18 protein-coding genes are annotated in these 17,286 nt (G+C 57.1%); 10 read left to right on the forward strand and 8 right to left on the reverse strand.

Going from position 1 to position 17,286, the window contains the following annotated elements:
* Entirely contained in the window at nt 1-411 is a 411-nt protein-coding gene (cueR, locus tag ABLV12_RS15175; protein WP_032727891.1) for a Cu(I)-responsive transcriptional regulator, read from the forward strand.
* Here cueR and ABLV12_RS15180 read toward each other — a convergent pair.
* Together ABLV12_RS15180 and ABLV12_RS15185 are read right to left on the reverse strand one after the other, a co-directional pair.
* The gene (locus ABLV12_RS15180; protein ID WP_064344896.1) at nt 408-872 is read right to left on the reverse strand and encodes an NfeD family protein; all 465 of its coding nucleotides are present in this window, start codon (nt 870-872) and stop codon (nt 408-410) included. The two genes, cueR and ABLV12_RS15180, sit on opposite strands and share 4 nt — an antisense overlap.
* On the reverse strand, nt 869-1,786 hold the full coding sequence (locus tag ABLV12_RS15185; protein ID WP_004099702.1) for an SPFH domain-containing protein: 918 nt from the start codon (nt 1,784-1,786) through the stop codon (nt 869-871). Before ABLV12_RS15185 ends, ABLV12_RS15180 begins: the two co-directional genes overlap by 4 nt.
* Before the next feature lie 136 nt (nt 1,787-1,922).
* Between ABLV12_RS15185 and fetA the strand changes: the two genes are divergently transcribed.
* Together fetA and fetB are read left to right on the forward strand one after the other, a co-directional pair.
* A complete protein-coding gene (fetA, locus tag ABLV12_RS15190) occupies nt 1,923-2,603 on the forward strand; it encodes an iron ABC transporter ATP-binding protein FetA (protein WP_325905325.1) in 681 nt (226 codons plus the stop codon).
* Entirely contained in the window at nt 2,590-3,372 is a 783-nt protein-coding gene (gene fetB / locus ABLV12_RS15195; RefSeq protein WP_004111055.1) for an iron export ABC transporter permease subunit FetB, read from the forward strand. Before fetA ends, fetB begins: the two co-directional genes overlap by 14 nt.
* Before the next feature lie 98 nt (nt 3,373-3,470).
* Here the strand turns inward: fetB and ABLV12_RS15200 are convergent, their stop codons facing one another.
* The 3 genes from ABLV12_RS15200 to tesA form a co-directional block, all read right to left on the reverse strand.
* Nucleotides 3,471-4,325, reverse strand: coding sequence for a co-chaperone YbbN (locus tag ABLV12_RS15200; protein WP_016808713.1), 855 nt, complete (start codon nt 4,323-4,325; stop codon nt 3,471-3,473).
* A gap of 61 nt (nt 4,326-4,386) precedes the next feature.
* Complete coding sequence (locus ABLV12_RS15205; RefSeq protein ID WP_325905324.1) at nt 4,387-5,196, reverse strand: SDR family oxidoreductase; 810 nt, start codon at nt 5,194-5,196, stop codon at nt 4,387-4,389.
* Nucleotides 5,186-5,809: a multifunctional acyl-CoA thioesterase I/protease I/lysophospholipase L1 gene (gene tesA / locus ABLV12_RS15210; RefSeq protein ID WP_032692296.1), complete on the reverse strand. Its 624-nt coding sequence runs from the start codon at nt 5,807-5,809 to the stop codon at nt 5,186-5,188. The genes ABLV12_RS15205 and tesA overlap by 11 nt, the downstream gene beginning before the upstream one ends.
* Between tesA and ybbA the strand changes: the two genes are divergently transcribed.
* Nucleotides 5,780-6,466, forward strand: a complete 687-nt coding sequence (ybbA, locus tag ABLV12_RS15215; protein WP_004099723.1) for a putative ABC transporter ATP-binding protein YbbA — start codon at nt 5,780-5,782, stop codon at nt 6,464-6,466. The genes tesA and ybbA overlap by 30 nt on opposite strands.
* A complete protein-coding gene (gene ybbP / locus ABLV12_RS15220) occupies nt 6,463-8,880 on the forward strand; it encodes a putative ABC transporter permease subunit YbbP (RefSeq protein ID WP_064396955.1) in 2,418 nt (805 codons plus the stop codon). The genes ybbA and ybbP overlap by 4 nt, the downstream gene beginning before the upstream one ends.
* Nucleotides 8,881-9,047: 167 nt before the next feature.
* Here ybbP and ABLV12_RS15225 read toward each other — a convergent pair whose 3' ends face one another.
* Nucleotides 9,048-9,353: a monooxygenase gene (locus ABLV12_RS15225; RefSeq protein WP_004099728.1), complete on the reverse strand. Its 306-nt coding sequence runs from the start codon at nt 9,351-9,353 to the stop codon at nt 9,048-9,050.
* Nucleotides 9,354-9,562: 209 nt separating this feature from the next.
* Here ABLV12_RS15225 and ABLV12_RS15230 point away from each other — a divergent pair, with 209 nt between their 5' ends.
* Nucleotides 9,563-10,708, forward strand: coding sequence for a porin (locus ABLV12_RS15230; RefSeq protein WP_004111059.1), 1,146 nt, complete (start codon nt 9,563-9,565; stop codon nt 10,706-10,708).
* Between the two features lie 117 nt (nt 10,709-10,825).
* On the opposite strand, the gene mnmH is transcribed toward ABLV12_RS15230, so the two are convergent.
* Together mnmH and allS are read right to left on the reverse strand one after the other, a co-directional pair.
* The gene (mnmH, locus tag ABLV12_RS15235; RefSeq protein WP_335269554.1) at nt 10,826-11,905 is read right to left on the reverse strand and encodes a tRNA 2-selenouridine(34) synthase MnmH; all 1,080 of its coding nucleotides are present in this window, start codon (nt 11,903-11,905) and stop codon (nt 10,826-10,828) included.
* 87 nt (nt 11,906-11,992) lie between these two features.
* Nucleotides 11,993-12,916, reverse strand: a complete 924-nt coding sequence (allS, locus tag ABLV12_RS15240) for an HTH-type transcriptional activator AllS (protein WP_064396952.1) — start codon at nt 12,914-12,916, stop codon at nt 11,993-11,995.
* A 211-nt stretch (nt 12,917-13,127) separates the two neighbouring features.
* On the opposite strand from allS, the gene allA reads away from it, so the two are divergent.
* The 4 genes from allA to hyi all read left to right on the forward strand — a co-directional run bounded on the left by allA (nt 13,128) and on the right by hyi (nt 17,180).
* Nucleotides 13,128-13,610 (forward strand): ureidoglycolate lyase, encoded by a 483-nt coding sequence (gene allA, locus ABLV12_RS15245; protein WP_017146474.1) that lies wholly within the window; start codon nt 13,128-13,130, stop codon nt 13,608-13,610.
* A gap of 91 nt (nt 13,611-13,701) precedes the next feature.
* Nucleotides 13,702-14,520 carry an HTH-type transcriptional repressor AllR gene (gene allR / locus ABLV12_RS15250; RefSeq protein ID WP_004099742.1) on the forward strand — a complete coding sequence of 273 codons (819 nt, stop codon included), beginning with the start codon at nt 13,702-13,704 and terminating at the stop codon, nt 14,518-14,520.
* Between the two features lie 88 nt (nt 14,521-14,608).
* Nucleotides 14,609-16,390, forward strand: coding sequence for a glyoxylate carboligase (gcl, locus tag ABLV12_RS15255; protein ID WP_348867135.1), 1,782 nt, complete (start codon nt 14,609-14,611; stop codon nt 16,388-16,390).
* Between the two features lie 13 nt (nt 16,391-16,403).
* Nucleotides 16,404-17,180 carry a hydroxypyruvate isomerase gene (gene hyi / locus ABLV12_RS15260; RefSeq protein WP_004099744.1) on the forward strand — a complete coding sequence of 259 codons (777 nt, stop codon included), beginning with the start codon at nt 16,404-16,406 and terminating at the stop codon, nt 17,178-17,180.
* Nucleotides 17,181-17,286 lie beyond the last annotated feature (106 nt).

Consider the following 17,286-nt stretch of genomic DNA (forward strand, 5'->3'; position numbering starts at 1 on the left):
ATGAATATTAGCGATGTGGCGAAAAAAACCGGCTTAACCAGTAAAGCGATCCGTTTTTACGAAGAGAAGGGACTGGTAACGCCGCCGCTGCGTAGCGAAAACGGCTACCGCAGCTACAGCCAACAGCATCTGGATGAACTGACCCTGCTGCGCCAGGCGCGTCAGGTGGGGTTCAATCTGGAAGAGTGTCGCGAGCTGATATTCCTGTTCAACGATCCGTCGCGGCACAGCGCCGACGTGAAGCGCCGGACGCTGGAGAAAGTCGCGGAGATTGAGCGCCACATCAGCGAGCTGCAGGGGATGCGTGCGCAGCTGCTGGCGCTGGCGGACTCCTGTCCCGGCGATGACAGCGCGGACTGCCCGATCATCGATAATCTCTCGGGCTGCTGTCACCGCAAAGTCCAGGCCTAGCGGCCGTTAGGGAGCTCCCTGACCCGCAGCGTAATCCCCTCGACGGCGACGACTTCAACCTTACTGCCCGCCAGGAGGTCGTCATCGGCTATTACCGGCCATGAACTGTCGCCCACGCGGACGTGTCCTCGGCCGTTAACCAGCGCCGTTTCCAGCGTAAAGCGGCGGCCAAGCAGCTGCTGTCCCCGCTGATTAAGCTGAGCGTCCGCCGGCTTCTGGCGTTTTACGCGGTTACGCAGCCAGCGCGACCACAGCCAGGCCGCCAGCAGGGTCAGCACGGCGAACAGCGTGCCCTGCCACTCCCAGCTAAACGGTAGCATCCAGACCAGCAGCCCGGTTACGACGCCGGCAATGCCGCTCCACAGCAGATAGCCGTTGCCGCCGAGCATTTCCGCCGCCAGCAGCAGCCCGCCAAGGCTGAGCCAGAAAATATGCGGGTGGGTGAGAATCAGCGCGATCATGATTTTTTCTGGGCGCCAGCCCCTTCTTTAATCAGTTCGCTGATCCCGGCGATGGAGCCCATCAGGCTGCTGGCATCCAGCGGCATCAGCACCACTTTACTGTTGTTCGCCGCGCCAATTTGCTGCAGCGCATCGGTATATTTCTGCGCGACAAAGTAGTTGATGGCCTGAATGTCGCCGGAGGCGATAGCGGACGACACCATCTGGGTAGCGCGCGCTTCCGCTTCCGCAGAACGTTCGCGCGCCTCTGCCTGTAAAAATGCCGACTGGCGTTCGCCCTCGGCTTTGAGGATCTGCGACTGTTTCTCGCCTTCGGCTTTGAGAATTTCCGCCTGACGTATCCCTTCGGCTTCCAGAATATAGGCGCGCTTGGTTCGTTCGGCTTTCATCTGGGCGTTCATTGAGGCGATCAGCTCCGCCGGCGGGCGTACGTCGCGGATCTCGACGCGGGTAATTTTGATGCCCCACGGGTTGGTCGCTTCATCGACAATATGCAGCAGACGGGTGTTGATGCTGTCGCGCTGGGAGAGCATTTCATCCAGTTCCATGGAGCCCAGCACGGTACGAATGTTGGTCATGGTCAGGTTGATGATCGCCAGCTCGAGGTTGCTGACTTCATAGGCGGCTTTCGGCGCATCGATAACCTGAATAAAGCACACCGCATCAATGGTGACGTTGGCGTTATCGCGCGAAATCACCTCCTGTGAAGGGATATCGAGCACCTGCTCCATCATATTAATTTTGCGCCCGATCCGATCCATAAAGGGAACCACAAGACTCATACCCGGCTGCAGCGTTTGCGTATAGCGGCCAAAGCGCTCTACCGTCCACTGGTAGCCCTGAGGAACAATTTTTACCGACGCTCCGACGATAACCAGCGCGACGAAAATAAGAATGGGGATAAAAATCAGCATCAAAAACCTCCTGTCTTGTTGCCTGTTGATGCGCCGGGAGAGTGGCGCGCGTTTAACCAGAGTATATCTTTCCGCGCATCCGGGTGAAAGGAAAGTGGAGTAAACTAGAGGCGTTGTTGAAAAACTGGGAATAATAATGACCGAAAGTAACGCTATTTTGCGCCTGGAGAACGTGGGGTTTCAGGCCGATGATGTCACCATCCTTAATGAGATAAGTTTTCAGCTCAGGGCAGGGGAATTTAAGCTAATTACCGGCCCTTCCGGGTGCGGGAAAAGCACCTTATTAAAAATAATCGCTTCGCTGCTGAGCCCGACGTCGGGAAAAATTCTCTTCGCGGGTAAAGATATCAACACGTTGACGCCGGAAACCTATCGCCAGCAGGTTTCCTACTGCGCGCAAACCCCGGCGCTGTTTGGCGATTCGGTGTATGACAATCTGATCTTCCCGTGGCAGATCCGTAATAAACAGCCTGAACCCAAAGCGCTGGTCGCCGATCTGCTGCGCTTTGGGCTGGCGGAAAATACGCTGGAAAAGTCAATCAATGAACTTTCGGGCGGGGAAAAGCAGCGCGTTTCGTTGATACGCAATCTGCAGTTTTTGCCGCAGGTGCTGCTGCTGGATGAAATTACCAGCGCGCTGGATGAAAGCAATAAAACCAATGTGAATGAGATTATTCATCGCTACACCAGCGAAAAAAACATCGCCGTTCTGTGGGTCACTCACGATAGCAATGAAATTGCCCATGCGGATGAAGTGATTACGCTAAAGCCTGCTGGCGGAAGAGCGCAGGAGGAGAAAAAAAATGAACGGCCATAATATTACCAATGAGTCGCTGGCGTTATCTATGGTTCTGGTACTGGTAGCGATCGTGGTTAGCTACCGGGAAAAGCTGGCGCTGGAAAAAGAGATTATCTGGAGCATTTGTCGGGCAATAGTGCAGCTGATTATTGTCGGCTATGTGCTGAAATATATCTTTAACGTTAATCACGCCGTGCTGACGCTGCTGATGGTGCTGTTTATCTGCTTTAACGCCGCGTGGAATGCGAAAAAGCGTAGCAAATATATCGACAAAGCCTTTGTCTCCTCGTTTATCGCGATAACGACCGGCGCTGGGTTAACCCTGGCGGTGCTGGTTGTTTCCGGATCGATTGCTTTTGTGCCGATGCAGGTGATTCCGATTGCCGGGATGGTAGCCGGCAACGCGATGGTGGCGGTTGGGCTGTGCTACAACAATATGGGGCAGCGTTTTAGCAGCGAGCAGCAGCAGATTCAGGAAAAGCTGAGCCTGGGCGCAACGCCGAAGATGGCGTCTGCAAGGCTTATACGCGATAGCATTCGCGCCGCGCTGATCCCAACGGTAGATTCGGCGAAAACGGTGGGGCTGGTGAGCCTGCCGGGGATGATGTCGGGGCTGATTTTCGCCGGGATTGATCCGGTAAAAGCGATTAAGTATCAGATTATGGTGACGTTTATGCTGCTGTCGACCGCCAGCCTGTCAACGATTATCGCCGGGTATCTGACCTACCTGAAGTTCTTCAATGCGCGCCATCAGCTGGTGGTGACGCAGCTGAAAAAACGCGCGTAAGATTTTTTCCCGGATACGGCGCTGAACGCGCCTGTCCGGGCCACGAGAACATCCATCCTGTAGCCCGGCTACGCGCAGCGCGAGCCGGGTGATTATCATTAATAAAGCAGAGAATAGAGCTGGCGGCGGTACTTCGCGGCCAGCGCGTCGCCGGTGCCGAGTGCGGAAAGGATCTCTTGCAGCAGTTTGCGAACCTCGCCGTTTCCGGCGCCTAAATCTTTTTGCAGATGGCTGAACAGCAGCGCCAGGGCTTCTTCGTTACGCCCCACCTGATGCAGCTGTAATGCCAGTTGGGAGGCCAGCGCCGCATCTTCCGGGTTCTGCTCAACCTGCTGCTGCAGCTGCTGAATTTCCGGCGTGTCGGCGGCTTTTTTCAGCAGCTCGATCTGCGCCACCAGCCCCTGATAGCGGGTATCCTGATCCTGCAGCGGCACGGTTTTCAGTACCGTTTCCGCTTCATCGGAACGATGGAGGGCAATCAGCGTTTCCGCCAGCAGCAGGCCGATCTGGCTCTCCTGATTCGACATCTGCCAGGCGTCTTTCAGCAGCGGCAGCGCTTCGGCGTAGTTCTCTTCCTCCATCAGCGCCAGCGCCTGCTGCGCTTTGAGCTCCTCTTCACGCGGCAGGAACTTATCCAGCAGCGCGCGAACCGCTTCTTCCGGCTGCGGGCCTTCGAAGCCGTCGACCGGCTGACCGTTCTGGAACAGGTAAACCGTAGGGATAGCGCGCAGGCCAAACTGCGAAGCCAGCATTTGTTCGGCATCGCAGTCAACTTTAGCGAGGGTAAACAGGCCGTTGTACTGGGCGGCGAGGCTCTCCAGTACCGGCGTCAGCTGCTCGCAATGCTGGCTGCGCGCGGACCAGAAATAAAACAGCACCGGCGTTGTCGCGGATTGCTGCAGCGTCTGGTGTAGATTAGCTTCGGTAATATTGACGATATTCTGTGCGGACATGAGCAAGTCTCTTTAATCGATATTTGTATAGATATATGGGGACGGCGGCAGGTGCTTCAACTCAGCCCTGGATAATTTTGTCCATCGCGCGGGTCGGCAGCAGCCGCTTAAGCAGGGCGACCGCGTGCGTCACCAGGGTTACCGGATAGCGCAGCTTCGGTTTATCGCTGACAAAAGCGTGACGCACTTTTTCCACCACCGCTTCCGGTCCGAGCGTGAAGCGGGCGGCGATACCGGGATTTTCCACCGGCTTATCGGCCTGAGTCTGGTTGACATTTTTGGTGAAGCGGGTGCGGATGGGGCCCGGCTCAATCAGGCTGACCTTAATGCCGCTGTGGCGCAGCTCCATGCGCAGCGCATCGGACCAGGCTTCCAGCGCATATTTGCTGGCGGCATAGGCGCCGCGGCCCGGGCTGGAGATAATCCCCATAACCGATGAGGTCATCACGATACGCCCTTCGCCGTGCGGCTCCATGGCCGGAAGCAGTAGCATCGTTAGCTGATGAGCGCCAAAAAAGTTGGCGGAAAACTGCTGCTCCATCTGCCGGCGGCTGACGGTCGGCAGCGGGCCGTAGACGCCGTAGCCCGCGTTGTTAAACAGGCCGTACAGGCGGTTGTCGGTCAGGGCAATCACCTCGGCGGCGGCACGTTCAACGCTCTGCGGATCGTCAAGATCCAGCAACACACCGGTCAGCCCCAGCGCCTGCATCCGTGCGACATCTTCCGCTTTGCGGCAGGCGGCCAGCACGTTAAAGCCCTGGCGCTTTAAATCCAGGGCGCTTTCAAGACCAATTCCGCTGGAACATCCTGTAACTAAAACCGATTTTTGCATAACTTTACCTGCAAATGACTCGCTGTTATCAGGAGTCATGATTAACTAAGGGAGCCAGGCGCGTCGCCATCCAGTCGGCAATAAACGGCTGAGCGTCGCGATTCGGGTGAATTCCATCATCCTGCATCCACTGCGGTTTCAGATAAACCTCTTCCATAAAAAAGGGCAGCAGAGGAATATCAAACTCTTTGGCCAGTGCCGGATAAATAGCGCTAAAGGCTTCATTATAACGGCGGCCATAGTTGGCGGGCAGGCGAATTTGCATCAGTAGCGGCTGGGCGTCCGCCGCTTTGATATGCTCAATAATGGTACGCAGCGTCTGTTCCGTCTGCTGAGGCGGGAAACCGCGCAGCCCGTCATTACCGCCGAGCTCAACCAGCACCCAGCGCGGCTGATGCTGCTTAAGCAGGGCCGGCAGCCTTGCCAGCCCCTGCTGCGAGGTATCGCCGCTGATACTGGCGTTAACTACCGGCGTTTTTGTCTGCCACTTATCGTTTAGCAGCGCAGGCCAGGCGGTATTGCCCGCCATACGATAACCGGCGCTCAGACTGTCGCCGAGAACCAACAGCGTGTCGGCCGCCATGGCGCGGCAGGTAAACAGGACCAGAAACAGGAAAGGCAAATGCCAGCGGAAAACATACTTGAAGTTCATCATCTTAAGAAATCCGTCGGTCAGGGTGAGCATCAGCTTTCCATCCTTACCGGAGTTGAGCTGGTTGTCAAACAGGGGCAGACCATCGCCCTGATTGGCGAGTCGGGGTCCGGTAAATCGACGCTGCTGGCGATCCTCGCCGGGCTGGACGATGGCAGCAGCGGGGAGGTTTCGCTGCTCGGACAACCGCTGCATCAGATGGACGAAGAGGCGCGGGCTAAGCTGCGCGCTAAGCACGTCGGCTTTGTTTTTCAATCTTTTATGCTGATCCCCACCCTCAATGCGCTGGAAAATGTCGAGCTTCCGGCGCTGCTGCGCGGCGAAAGCGATAGCCAGAGCCGCGGCAGCGCCCGGGCACTGCTGGAGCAACTGGGGCTGGGTAAGCGCCTGCATCATCTGCCGGTACAGCTTTCCGGCGGCGAGCAGCAGCGGGTCGCGCTGGCGCGCGCGTTCAACGGCCGCCCGGAGCTGCTGTTTGCCGATGAACCCACCGGCAATCTCGACCGTCACACCGGGGATAAAATCGCCGACCTGCTGTTTTCGCTGAACCGTGAGCACGGCACCACGCTGATCCTCGTCACCCACGATCCGCTGCTGGCGGCGCGCTGCGACCGACGGCTGCGGCTGGTTGATGGCCAGCTGCGGGAGGAAGCATGATTGCCCGCTGGTTCTGGCGCGAATGGCGCTCGCCGTCGCTGCTGATCGTCTGGCTGGCGCTGAGCCTGGCGGTGGCCTGCGTGCTGGCGCTGGGCTCAATAAGCGACCGCATGGAGAAAGGACTTAGCCAGCAAAGCCGGGAATTTATGGCCGGCGACCGCACGCTGCGCAGTTCGCGCGACGTCCCTGGCGCATGGATTGATGAAGCGCGCCGCCTTGGTTTAACCGTCGGCGAGCAGCTGAGCTTTGCCACCATGACGTTTTCCGGCGATACGCCGCAGCTGGCGGATGTCAAAGCGGTTGACGACACCTATCCGCTATATGGCCAGCTGCAAACTCAGCCGCCCGGACTGAAACCGCGCGCCGGCACCGTGCTGCTGGCGCCGCGATTAATGGCGCTGCTGAATCTGAAAACCGGCGACACCATCGACGTGGGCGACGCCACGCTGCGCATTGCCGGAGAGGTGATACAGGAGCCGGATGCCGGTTTTAATCCTTTCCAGATGGCGCCGCGGCTGATGATGAACACCGCCGATGTGGCGAAAACCGGCGCGGTGCAGCCCGGGAGCCGCGTCTCCTGGCGCTATAAGTATGCCGGAACCCCGCAGCAGCTGGCGGACTACGAAAAGTGGCTGCTGCCGAAGCTGGGGCCTGAGCACCGCTGGATTGGCATGGAGCAGGACGACAGCGCGCTGGGTAAATCGCTGCAACGTTCGCAGCAGTTCTTGCTGCTGTCGGCGCTGTTAACGCTGCTGTTAGCGGTCGCCGCGGTGGCGGTGGCGATGAGCCATTACTGCCGCAGTCGTTACGATCTGGTGGCGATCCTCAAAACCCTCGGCGCCGGACGGGCGCAGCTGCGCAAACTGATTGTCGGCCAGTGGTTGATGCTGCTGGCGCTGGCGGTGGTCGCCGGCGGGGCGATGGGCGTCGGTCTGGAGCATATTCTGCTGGCGATGCTTAAGCCGGTGCTCCCTGCGGCGCTGCCGGCGGCGAGCGGCTGGCCGTGGCTGTGGGCGATCGGCGCGATGGTGGTGATTTCCCTGCTGGTCGGGCTGCGTCCCTATCGGCTACTGCTGGCGACGCTGCCGCTGCGGGTGCTGCGCCAGGACGTCGTCGCCAACGTCTGGCCGCTGAAGCTCTACATCCCGATCGTGTGCGCGGTGGTGGTGACGCTGCTGGCGCTGCTGATGGGCGGCAGCCCCCTGCTGTGGGCGGTTCTGGCGGGTGCCGTAGTGCTGGCGCTGCTGTGCGGCCTGGCGGGATGGGGCGTGCTGTGGTTACTGAAGCGTTTGACGTTAAAAGCGCTGCCGCTGCGCCTGGCGGTGAACCGTCTGCTGCGCCAGCCGTGGTCGACCCTGAGCCAGCTGGCGGCCTTTTCGCTGTCGTTTATGCTGCTGGCTCTGCTGCTGGTGCTGCGCGGCGATCTGCTTGACCGCTGGCAGCAGCAGCTGCCGCCGGAAAGTCCTAACTATTTTCTGATTAACATCGCACCGGAGCAGGTGGTGCCGGTAAAAACCTTCCTCGCCGAGCATCAGACCCGCGCCACCGAGTTCTATCCCATCGTGCGCGCGCGCCTGACGCAAATTAACGGCCAGGCAACGGAGGGCAATAAAGATGAAGCCCTGAACCGGGAGCTTAACCTCACCTGGAGCCGCGAGCGTCCGGATCATAATCCGCTGGTTGCCGGTAGCTGGCCGTCAAAAGCGGGTGAGGTGTCGATTGAAGAGGGGCTGGCGCAGCGTCTGGGCGTCAAGCTCGGCGATAGCGTGACCTTTACCGGGGATACTCAGGACTTTAGCGCGAAGGTGTCCAGCGTGCGTAAAGTCGACTGGGAGAGTCTGCGGCCGAACTTCTTCTTTATCTTCCCTCAGGGGGCGCTTGACGGACAGCCGCAAAGCTGGCTGACCAGCTTCCGCTGGGATAACGGCAACGGGATGCTCACGCAGCTCAACCGCGAATTCCCCACCGTCAGCCTGCTGGATATCGGCGCGATTTTGCAACAGATTGGCCAGGTGCTGACCCAGGTAAGCCGCGCGCTTGAGGTGATGGTGATTCTGGTCACCGCCTGCGGCGTTTTGCTGCTGCTGGCGCAGGTACAGGTCGGGATGCGTCAGCGCTACCAGGAGCTGGTGGTCTGGCGCACGCTGGGTGCCGGTAAGTCTCTGCTGCGCACCACGCTGTGGGCGGAGTTCGCGCTGCTGGGCGTGGTATCCGGCGTCGTGGCGGCGATTGGCGCAGAGGTTGCGCTGGCGCTGCTGCAAAGCAAAATCTTTGACTTCCCGTGGTCTCCGGACTGGCGGCTGTGGGTGATGCTGCCGCTGTGCGGGGCGATACTGCTGTCGCTGTGCGGCGGCTGGCTGGGGCTGCGTCTGCTAAAAGGTAAAGCGCTGTTCCGCCAGTTTAGCCAGGGATAGAGTGAGTTATGTAGCCCGGGTAAGGCGTTAGCCGCAACCCGGGGTTTTCACCCGGCTCGCGCTGCGCTTAGCCGGGCTACCGTTTCTCAGCCGTCTGCGGGAAAGTCGCCCGGGTAAGGCGTTAGCCGCAACCCGGGAGGGCTTCGGGCCACGGATGCGAGTTGCTATTACAAATGGCCGTGGTTCAGCGCGGTGAGCGGCTCGTTCACGTCGAAAACTTTACAGATAACCTCGTTTACGCCAAGCGATTTGAGGCGCGCGGTGTGCTTGTTGAGGTAAGCGAGCGCGGTTTCTTCATTCTCAAAAAGGTAGATCCCGCCCGCTTCCTGATTTTTTTCGTTTTCTGTCCAGACCTTCCAGATAAACCCTGGTTCCTGATTGATAGACTCGGCCAGCTCCACGAGCTGACGGGACATCTCGCTGCCGAAGGGACCGTTAAAAGCAAAGTGCAGCTGCAGTAGTTTTTTCGACATATTTCCTCCATGGATAATGTTTGCGCGGTAATAGACCATTTTAATGACATAGCGATGAAAAGATAACCACAGATTCTTTAAGGGCACAAAATGATAAGTTGCTGATTTTTAACCGCACAAAACATTAAAAACTCAGCAACACGCCATACTCAATCGCAGTTAATATTCAGCTGGAAAATATAAGGTTGCTTATTAATCAAGGAAAAAGTATGGCACATAAAATAAAAGCGCTGGCGATAACGATCGGCGCAGCCCTGGCGTTAACCTCTTTTGCATCCCAGGCGGAAATTACGCTTTTAAAACAAGATCCGCAGGCGGGCGATCCGTTAAGCCGGCTTAATTTTACCGTCGGCGGGAGTATCCGTCCCCAGTTCAACATGATGTCCGGCGATGGCGACAAAGGCTCATATAAACGTAACGGTTTCGATGGCGGAACCCGTTTCCGCTTCGCGGCCGACTACTATCTGTTTGATGATATTAGCTGGATCAGCTATTACGAGCTGGGCGTCAATATTCCGGCACTTTTCGACTGGGATAACCACTATGCCGAAGGCGCGAATAACACCAGCCGCCGTATGCTCTATACCGGCCTGAAAAGCGATACCTGGGGGACGTTAACCTACGGTCAGCAGAACAGCGTTTATTACGACGTGGTCGGGGTAAAAACCGATATTTGGGATTACGACATGATTGGCCAGGCGCCGGGTAACGGCATTAACGGCGACTACGATGGCTCCTATCGCTCACGTAATATGCTGAAATATAAGAAAACCGTTGGCGATGTCGATCTCTATGCCTCTTATCTGTTTGAGGACAGCGAATATCTGCCGGGTAACGGTCTGCGCTATAAACGTAAAGGCGGCGGTTCCATCGGCGCGGATTATCACATTATGAAAGATCTGACCTGGGGCGCCGCGTGGAACTATACCCGCGCCGATATGCGTAACCCGTCCAGTTCTGACAGCAAATCATACGATCAGAATATCGTTGGTACCGCGCTTAGCTGGACGCCGGATAACTGGACCTTCTCCTTGGGCGGCGGTTGGTATCAGAACTTCCTGACCACCAAAAAAACCGATGTCCATAACTACTTCGCGGGCGATGCCTGGGGGATTGAGTACTTTGCCGGTTATAAATTCCCGATTGGCCAGTATGCGGTGAAATCTATTCAGCCATACTTTATGGGCGACCGCCTGCAGTACGTGAACGGCCGCAACTATCAGCGTATCGATAACGGCGTCGGCGTGAGTTTCCAGCTGGATTATGGTTTCCGCGTTGACTATGAACACGTCTTCACGTCGAGCACCGACAACCTGGGCGATATGAACCTGGTGCGTCTGCGCTACGACTTCTAAGCGGTAACCATTCCCCGGTGACGCTGCGCTTACAGGGGCTACAGGTTCACCGCCGTCTGCGGACCCGTAGCCCGGCTAAGGCGTTTACGCCGCAAGCCGGGACAAGAGAGGATGTGATTACTTCGCCAGCCAGGCGGCAACTTCCTGCCAGCTGCCGCGGAAAATAATTTTCTCCGCTTTTTTGCCGAGCTGGTAGCGGTACATCGGATCGTAATACTCATTCAGCAGGGGAACCAGCCAGCTGAAGTGCGCTTCGGTGTCGGCGGTTCGCTGCTGTTCAAGCAGCGCTTCATCAAGCCTGGCGGTGAGCTGGGCAAAACGCTGTAGCCCGAGGCGGCGGCGGATTGCGAACAGGCCATGATGCAGATATTCGCTATACGCCTGCCAGCCTTGTTCTTCGCCGTAGGCCGCCAGGAAATCGCGATGCATGCGCGTAAAATACTCTTCCCGCAGTCGTTCAAGACGGATAGCAAACGGATCTTCCACCACCGCCAGCGGCGACTGCGCCATGCGAAGACGCATACACTCCGGCAGGTGATTGGCGCCGATCATATGCCCCTCATCCTCCAGCACCCAGCGCGTCTGCTGCCCGGACTTTTTAAGCATCGCCACGGCCAGATGATTTTCAAAGGTAGCCTGCTGATACTGCTCCTGGAGGGTGCGACCGAATGAAGAGCCGCGGTGATGGGCAAGCCCTTCGAGATCGATACCGTCCGGTTGAGCGCAGACCAGCTGAGTTTTGCCATTGCCGGTACAGCCGCCGATCAGCACGATAGGGCGCTGTACCAGCTCTTCGGTAAGCTGTATGGCCGCCTGGCGCAGCGCTTTATAGCCCCCGACGATCAGAGGGTAATCCACGCCAGCTTCTTTCAGCCACTGCTGGACGATATGCGAACGCTGGCCGCCGCGAGCGCAGCACAGGTAGCCTTCTGGATAACGCGCGCAGGCCTCTTTCCAGGCGGCGAGGCGGCCGGCGCGAATCTTACCATTCACCAGCTGATGGCCCAGTGCGAGAGCGGCTTCCGGCCCTTGACGCTTGTAGCAGGTACCGACGGCAGCGCGCTCGTCATCGTTCATCAGCGGCAGGTTGATCGCTGCGGGCATGGCGCTTTGCCTGAATTCAACCGGGGCACGTACGTCAATCAGCGGCGTATCGCTGGCAAGAATCTGCCGAATATTTTGTGGGACTAATTCCATCATTTAAACCGTTAAGCCATTCAGACGCGTCGCTCGACGCGATAATCCTCCTATTGTACGCGGTGAGCGGCAGGCTGGATTGATTTTTCACGGTGTATCGCTGAATAGCGTCAGGAATCCCTGGATTTCCGGGGCGGAGTGACCGAATAGCGAGGTGATATCCTGCACCGCTTTACCATGATGATCTTTACGCCAGGCGAGGCTCAGAGGAGAGGGGGGACGCATGGTCGGTATCTGCCGGGAAACCAGCTCGCCGCGCGCGATAAGCGGCTGGCACAGCGGCTCGGGTAAAAAGCCGATGCCGACGCCGGCGATATGGGCGGCGACTTTGGTTTCGATATCGGGAACCACGATCTCTTTTTGACCCGGCAGGCGCCAGGCAACACGTTTGGTTAATCTCCGCGCGCTGTCTTCAATGTTGACCGCAGGATAGCGGCGCAGCTGGGCCTCCGACAGGGGGGCGGTGTGCTGGCTTAGCGGATGATGCGGCGACATCACGAACAGCCAGGTGACTTCACCCAGCGGGGCGACGGCAATATTCTCCGCTAACGGTTCGGTGCCGGTGACGCCGATGGCCAGCGAAAAGTCATCGTGCAGGAGCGTATCCCAGACGCCCATGTAAATTTGTCGTGAAAAATGAAATTGCGTAAAAGGGTAACGCTGGGTGAGCCAGGCCAACAGCCGCGCAATGGCCTGAGGGTCATACATCAGGTTATTCACCACAATATTCACCTGGCGCTCCACGCCGTCGTTAATCTGCTGCAGCTCGCCGGGCATACTGTCAATCCAGCCCAGCCACTCTCTGGCCTGCGCCAGGAGATGCATTCCGGCAGGAGTCAGCAGGACGCTGCGCGTAGTGCGCGAAAAGAGCGCGACGCCGGTGTTGTCTTCCAGCAGTTTGATGCGATAGCTAATCGTGGCGGTCGTTTTATAGAGTTTTTCCGCTGCTCTGGAGAAGCTGCCGGTCTCCGCGACGCTGACAAAGGTACGTAGTGTTTCGGGGTCTAGCATCGCCTTATTCCTCGTTATTTAATAATTCACCCATGATTTTTAAGTATTTTTTCATAATAACCTTCTCAATTATGTGGCTTAAATCAGGTTTTGGAAAATTATTCCAACTTATAGTTGATACCAATTTGAGATGGCCATGAATTGACCGGTACATCGATCACCCTCAAGGTATGAGGAGGGCGACGGTTTTTAATGACTAAGGAATATTGCAATGAAGCTAGAGGTATTGCCGCTGACGCGCGAAGCATTCCGTCCCTATGGGGACGTTATCGAAACGGAAGGGCAGGATTTTTTTCATATTAATGATGGCAAAGTGCAGCGTTTTCACGATCTGGCCATGGTGGAGACCCTGCAGCAGGATCGCACGCTAATCAGCATTAATCGGGCCCAGCCGGCGGTATTGCCGATTGTCGTCACCGAGCTGGAACGTCATCCGCTGGGCACCCAGGCGTTCGTGCCGATGAACGGCGAAGCCTTTGTGGTGGTGGTTGCGTCAGGAGGCGATGAGCCGGACATGACCACGCTGCGCGCGTTTATCTCCAATGGCCGCCAGGGGGTAAATTATCATCGCAATGTCTGGCATCACCCGCTGTTTGCCTGGCAGAGCGAAACCGATTTTTTAACCGTCGATCGCGGTGGAAAAGATAACTGCGATGTCGTGGAGATCCCGACCGTGGAGCTGAGCTTTGCGTGAGGTTGCACGTGACGCTGTCGATTATCTTGCATAACATGTGGGCGCTTACACACTATTTATGCTCAGGTTTTGAGCCGGAGATAATCGAGGTATGACAGAAGTGAGAAGGCGGGGAAGGCCGGGCCAGCAGGAGCCTTCCGCGCAAAAAGGCGCACAGGCGCTGGAGAGAGGGATCGCGATACTGCAATACCTTGAAAAGAGCGGCGGCAGCTCGTCGGTCAGCGATATTTCCCTGAATCTGGACTTACCGTTATCGACCACTTTTCGCCTGCTTAAAGTGCTGGAGGGCGCGGATTTTGTCTATCAGGACGCGCAGCTAGGCTGGTGGCACATCGGGCTTGGCGCATTCAATGTCGGCTCGGCGTACATCCATAACCGGGATGTTTTATCCGTCGGCGGACCTTTTATGCGGCGGCTGATGCTGATGTCAGGGGAAACGGTAAACGTGGCGATTCGTAACGGCAACGAAGCGGTGTTGATTGGCCAGCAGGAGTGCAAATCGATGGTAAGGATGTGCGCGCCGCTCGGCAGCCGGCTGCCGCTGCATGCTTCTGGGGCCGGAAAGGCGCTGCTGTACCCGCTGTCCCCGGATGAGTTGGTGGATGTGATTGTGAAGACCGGGCTGCAGCGCTTTACGCCGTCGACGATCGTCGATTTACCGGTCCTGCAGCGAAACCTGGATGAGGCGCGCGACCGCGGCTACAGCATTGACCAGGAGGAGCACGTGACAGGATTAAACTGTATTGCTTCAGCGGTTTACGATGATGTCGGATCCGTAGTGGCGGCAATTTCGATTTCCGGACCAGCGTCCCGCTTAACCCCGGACCGTTTTGTCAGCCAGGGAGAGCTGGTGAGGGAGACGGCAAGGAATATCAGCACCGCGCTGGGACTGAAACCCCAGGCAGAGTGATCGCCGAACCGACCCGCTCTGAGGAGCGGGAATTTTTAGGCTTTGTTCAAGTTTGGAAAAATTTTCCAATATAGTGAGGTAGTAAAAAATGGCAAAAATGAGAGCCGTCGACGCGGCAATGTATGTACTCGAAAAAGAAGGGATTACCACCGCATTCGGCGTGCCTGGCGCAGCGATTAACCCCTTTTATTCCGCCATGCGTAAGCACGGCGGGATCCGCCATATTCTGGCTCGCCACGTGGAAGGCGCGTCCCATATGGCCGAAGGCTATACGCGTGCCGCAGCCGGTAATATCGGCGTATGCCTGGGGACATCGGGCCCGGCGGGAACGGATATGATCACCGCGCTCTATTCTGCCTCCGCGGACTCGATACCGATTTTGTGCATCACCGGCCAGGCGCCGCGCGCGCGTCTGCATAAAGAAGATTTCCAGGCGGTCGATATTGAATCCATTGCTAAGCCCGTGACCAAGATGGCGGTTACCGTGCGCGAAGCGGCGCTGGTACCGGGCGTGCTGCAGCAGGCTTTCCATCTGATGCGTTCCGGCAGACCGGGACCGGTATTGATCGACCTGCCTTATGATGTTCAGGTGGCGGAAATCGAATTTGACCCCGAGCTGTACGCGCCGCTCCCGGCTTATAAACCCGCGGCGACTCGTCCGCAGATCGAACGCGCGCTGGCGATGCTGCTGATGGCGGAGCGTCCGGTGATTGTCGCCGGCGGCGGGGTGATTAATGCCGATGCCGCAGCGCTGCTGCAGCAATTTGCTGAGATTACGCAAGTTCCGATCATCCCAACGCTGATGGGCTGGGGCTGTATCCCGGATGACCACGAATTGATGGCCGGGATGGTCGGCCTACAAACCGCGCATCGCTACGGTAACGCCACGCTGCTGGCCTCCGACCTGGTATTCGGCATCGGTAACCGCTTTGCTAACCGTCATACCGGTTCCGTTGAGAAGTACACCGCAGGTCGCAAAATCATCCACATCGATATCGAACCGACGCAGATTGGCCGCGTGCTGTGCCCGGATTTAGGCATTGTGTCCGATGCGAAAGCGGCGCTGGCTCAACTGGTAGATATCGCGCAGCAGATGCAAAAAGAGGGCCGCCTGCCGCGTCGCGAGCGCTGGGTTGCCGAGTGTCAGGAGCGCAAGCGTACGCTGCTGCGTAAAACCCACTTCGATAACGTGCCGGTCAAACCGCAGCGCGTTTATGAAGAGATGAATAAAGCCTTTGGTCGCGACGTGTGCTACGTCACCACCATCGGGCTGTCGCAAATCGCCGCCGCGCAGATGCTGCACGTATTTAAAGATCGCCACTGGATCAACTGCGGCCAGGCCGGGCCGCTGGGCTGGACGCTTCCTGCCGCGCTGGGCGTTTGCACCGCCGATCCGGAGCGTAACGTGGTGGCCATCTCCGGCGACTTTGACTTCCAGTTCCTGGTTGAAGAGCTGGCGGTGGGCGCGCAGTTCAATATTCCTTACATCCACGTGCTGGTAAACAACGCCTATCTGGGCCTGATTCGTCAGTCGCAGCGCGCGTTCGATATGGATTACTGCGTCCAGCTGGCGTTCGAAAACATCAACTCCAGCGAAGTGAACGGCTACGGCGTCGATCACGTCAAGGTTGCCGAGGGTCTCGGCTGTAAAGCGATTCGCGTCTTCAAGCCGGAGGATATCGCGCCCGCCCTGGCGCAGGCGAAAGTCTGGATGAAAGAGTATCGCGTACCGGTTGTTGTGGAAGTGATCCTTGAGCGGGTCACCAATATCTCCATGGGTAGCGAGCTGGATAACGTGATGGAGTTTGAAGATGTTGCCGATAGCGCCATCGATGCGCCAACCGAAACCTGCTTTATGAAATATGAATAAATGAGGTGAACCTATGTTGCGCTTTTCAGCCAACCTTTCGATGTTATTTCTGGAATATGATTTTCTGGATCGTTTTGAGAAAGCGGCGGCCTGCGGTTTTCGCGCCGTTGAGTTTATGTTCCCGTATGATTATGCGCCCGAGGTATTAAAGCAAAAGCTGAGCGACAACCGGCTGGAGCATACCTTACATAACTTACCCGCCGGCGACTGGGCGGCGGGAGAGCGCGGCATAGCCTGTATTCCCGGTCGCGAAGCGGAGTTCCGCGAAGGCGTGGATGCTGCAATCCGCTATGCCAAAGCGCTGGGCAATCGCAAAATCAACTGCCTGGTGGGTAAAACCCCGCCTGGCTACCGCGAGGATCATATTCGTTCCACGCTGGTGGCGAATTTACGTTTTGCCGCTGCCGCACTGGCGCAGGAAGGTATTCTGCTGCTGATCGAACCGATTAATTACTTCGATATGCCGGGCTTTTATCTGAATACCACTCATCAGGCGCTGGCGCTTATTGATGAGGTCGGCAGCGATAATCTGAAAATTCAGTACGATATTTATCATATGCAGCGGATGGAGGGGGAGTTAACCCATACGATGCAAACTTATGCTAACCGTATTGGTCATTTACAGATTGCTGATAATCCGAATCGCGGTGAGCCGGGGACCGGTGAAATTAATTACGATTATCTTTTTAAATTTATTGATAGATCAAGCTATGACGGCTGGGTGGGCTGCGAATATAAACCGCTGACCACCACCGAAGCGGGTTTGACATGGTTTAATCACTACCGCTAATTTTTAATTTATCTTTGGGCAGTATTTATTATTCCAGACGCAGGGGTTTTATTTCCTGACAACAGGAAGGGATAACTATTGCCCGGGTAAATCGAAACAGAAAATC

Origin of the sequence: Klebsiella sp. CN_Kp100 (assembly GCF_040065315.1) — a bacterium.
Taxonomy (GTDB): Bacteria; Pseudomonadota; Gammaproteobacteria; order Enterobacterales; family Enterobacteriaceae; genus Klebsiella; species Klebsiella oxytoca.

Bases quoted from the DNA above. Each gene is read 5' to 3' on its own strand.
- cueR (WP_032727891.1), top strand. From the start codon at position 1: ATGAATATTAGCGATGTGGCGAAAAAAACCGGCTTAACCAGTAAAGCG.
- ABLV12_RS15180 (WP_064344896.1), bottom strand. From the start codon at position 872: ATGATCGCGCTGATTCTCACCCACCCGCATATTTTCTGGCTCAGCCTT.
- ABLV12_RS15185 (WP_004099702.1), bottom strand. From the start codon at position 1,786: ATGCTGATTTTTATCCCCATTCTTATTTTCGTCGCGCTGGTTATCGTC.
- fetA (WP_325905325.1), top strand. From the start codon at position 1,923: ATGACCGAAAGTAACGCTATTTTGCGCCTGGAGAACGTGGGGTTTCAG.
- fetB (WP_004111055.1), top strand. From the start codon at position 2,590: ATGAACGGCCATAATATTACCAATGAGTCGCTGGCGTTATCTATGGTT.
- ABLV12_RS15200 (WP_016808713.1), bottom strand. From the start codon at position 4,325: ATGTCCGCACAGAATATCGTCAATATTACCGAAGCTAATCTACACCAG.
- ABLV12_RS15205 (WP_325905324.1), bottom strand. From the start codon at position 5,196: ATGACTCCTGATAACAGCGAGTCATTTGCAGGTAAAGTTATGCAAAAA.
- ybbA (WP_004099723.1), top strand. From the start codon at position 5,780: ATGCCAGCGGAAAACATACTTGAAGTTCATCATCTTAAGAAATCCGTC.
- tesA (WP_032692296.1), bottom strand. From the start codon at position 5,809: ATGAACTTCAAGTATGTTTTCCGCTGGCATTTGCCTTTCCTGTTTCTG.
- ybbP (WP_064396955.1), top strand. From the start codon at position 6,463: ATGATTGCCCGCTGGTTCTGGCGCGAATGGCGCTCGCCGTCGCTGCTG.
- ABLV12_RS15225 (WP_004099728.1), bottom strand. From the start codon at position 9,353: ATGTCGAAAAAACTACTGCAGCTGCACTTTGCTTTTAACGGTCCCTTC.
- ABLV12_RS15230 (WP_004111059.1), top strand. From the start codon at position 9,563: ATGGCACATAAAATAAAAGCGCTGGCGATAACGATCGGCGCAGCCCTG.
- mnmH (WP_335269554.1), bottom strand. From the start codon at position 11,905: ATGGAATTAGTCCCACAAAATATTCGGCAGATTCTTGCCAGCGATACG.
- allS (WP_064396952.1), bottom strand. From the start codon at position 12,916: ATGCTAGACCCCGAAACACTACGTACCTTTGTCAGCGTCGCGGAGACC.
- allA (WP_017146474.1), top strand. From the start codon at position 13,128: ATGAAGCTAGAGGTATTGCCGCTGACGCGCGAAGCATTCCGTCCCTAT.
- allR (WP_004099742.1), top strand. From the start codon at position 13,702: ATGACAGAAGTGAGAAGGCGGGGAAGGCCGGGCCAGCAGGAGCCTTCC.
- gcl (WP_348867135.1), top strand. From the start codon at position 14,609: ATGGCAAAAATGAGAGCCGTCGACGCGGCAATGTATGTACTCGAAAAA.
- hyi (WP_004099744.1), top strand. From the start codon at position 16,404: ATGTTGCGCTTTTCAGCCAACCTTTCGATGTTATTTCTGGAATATGAT.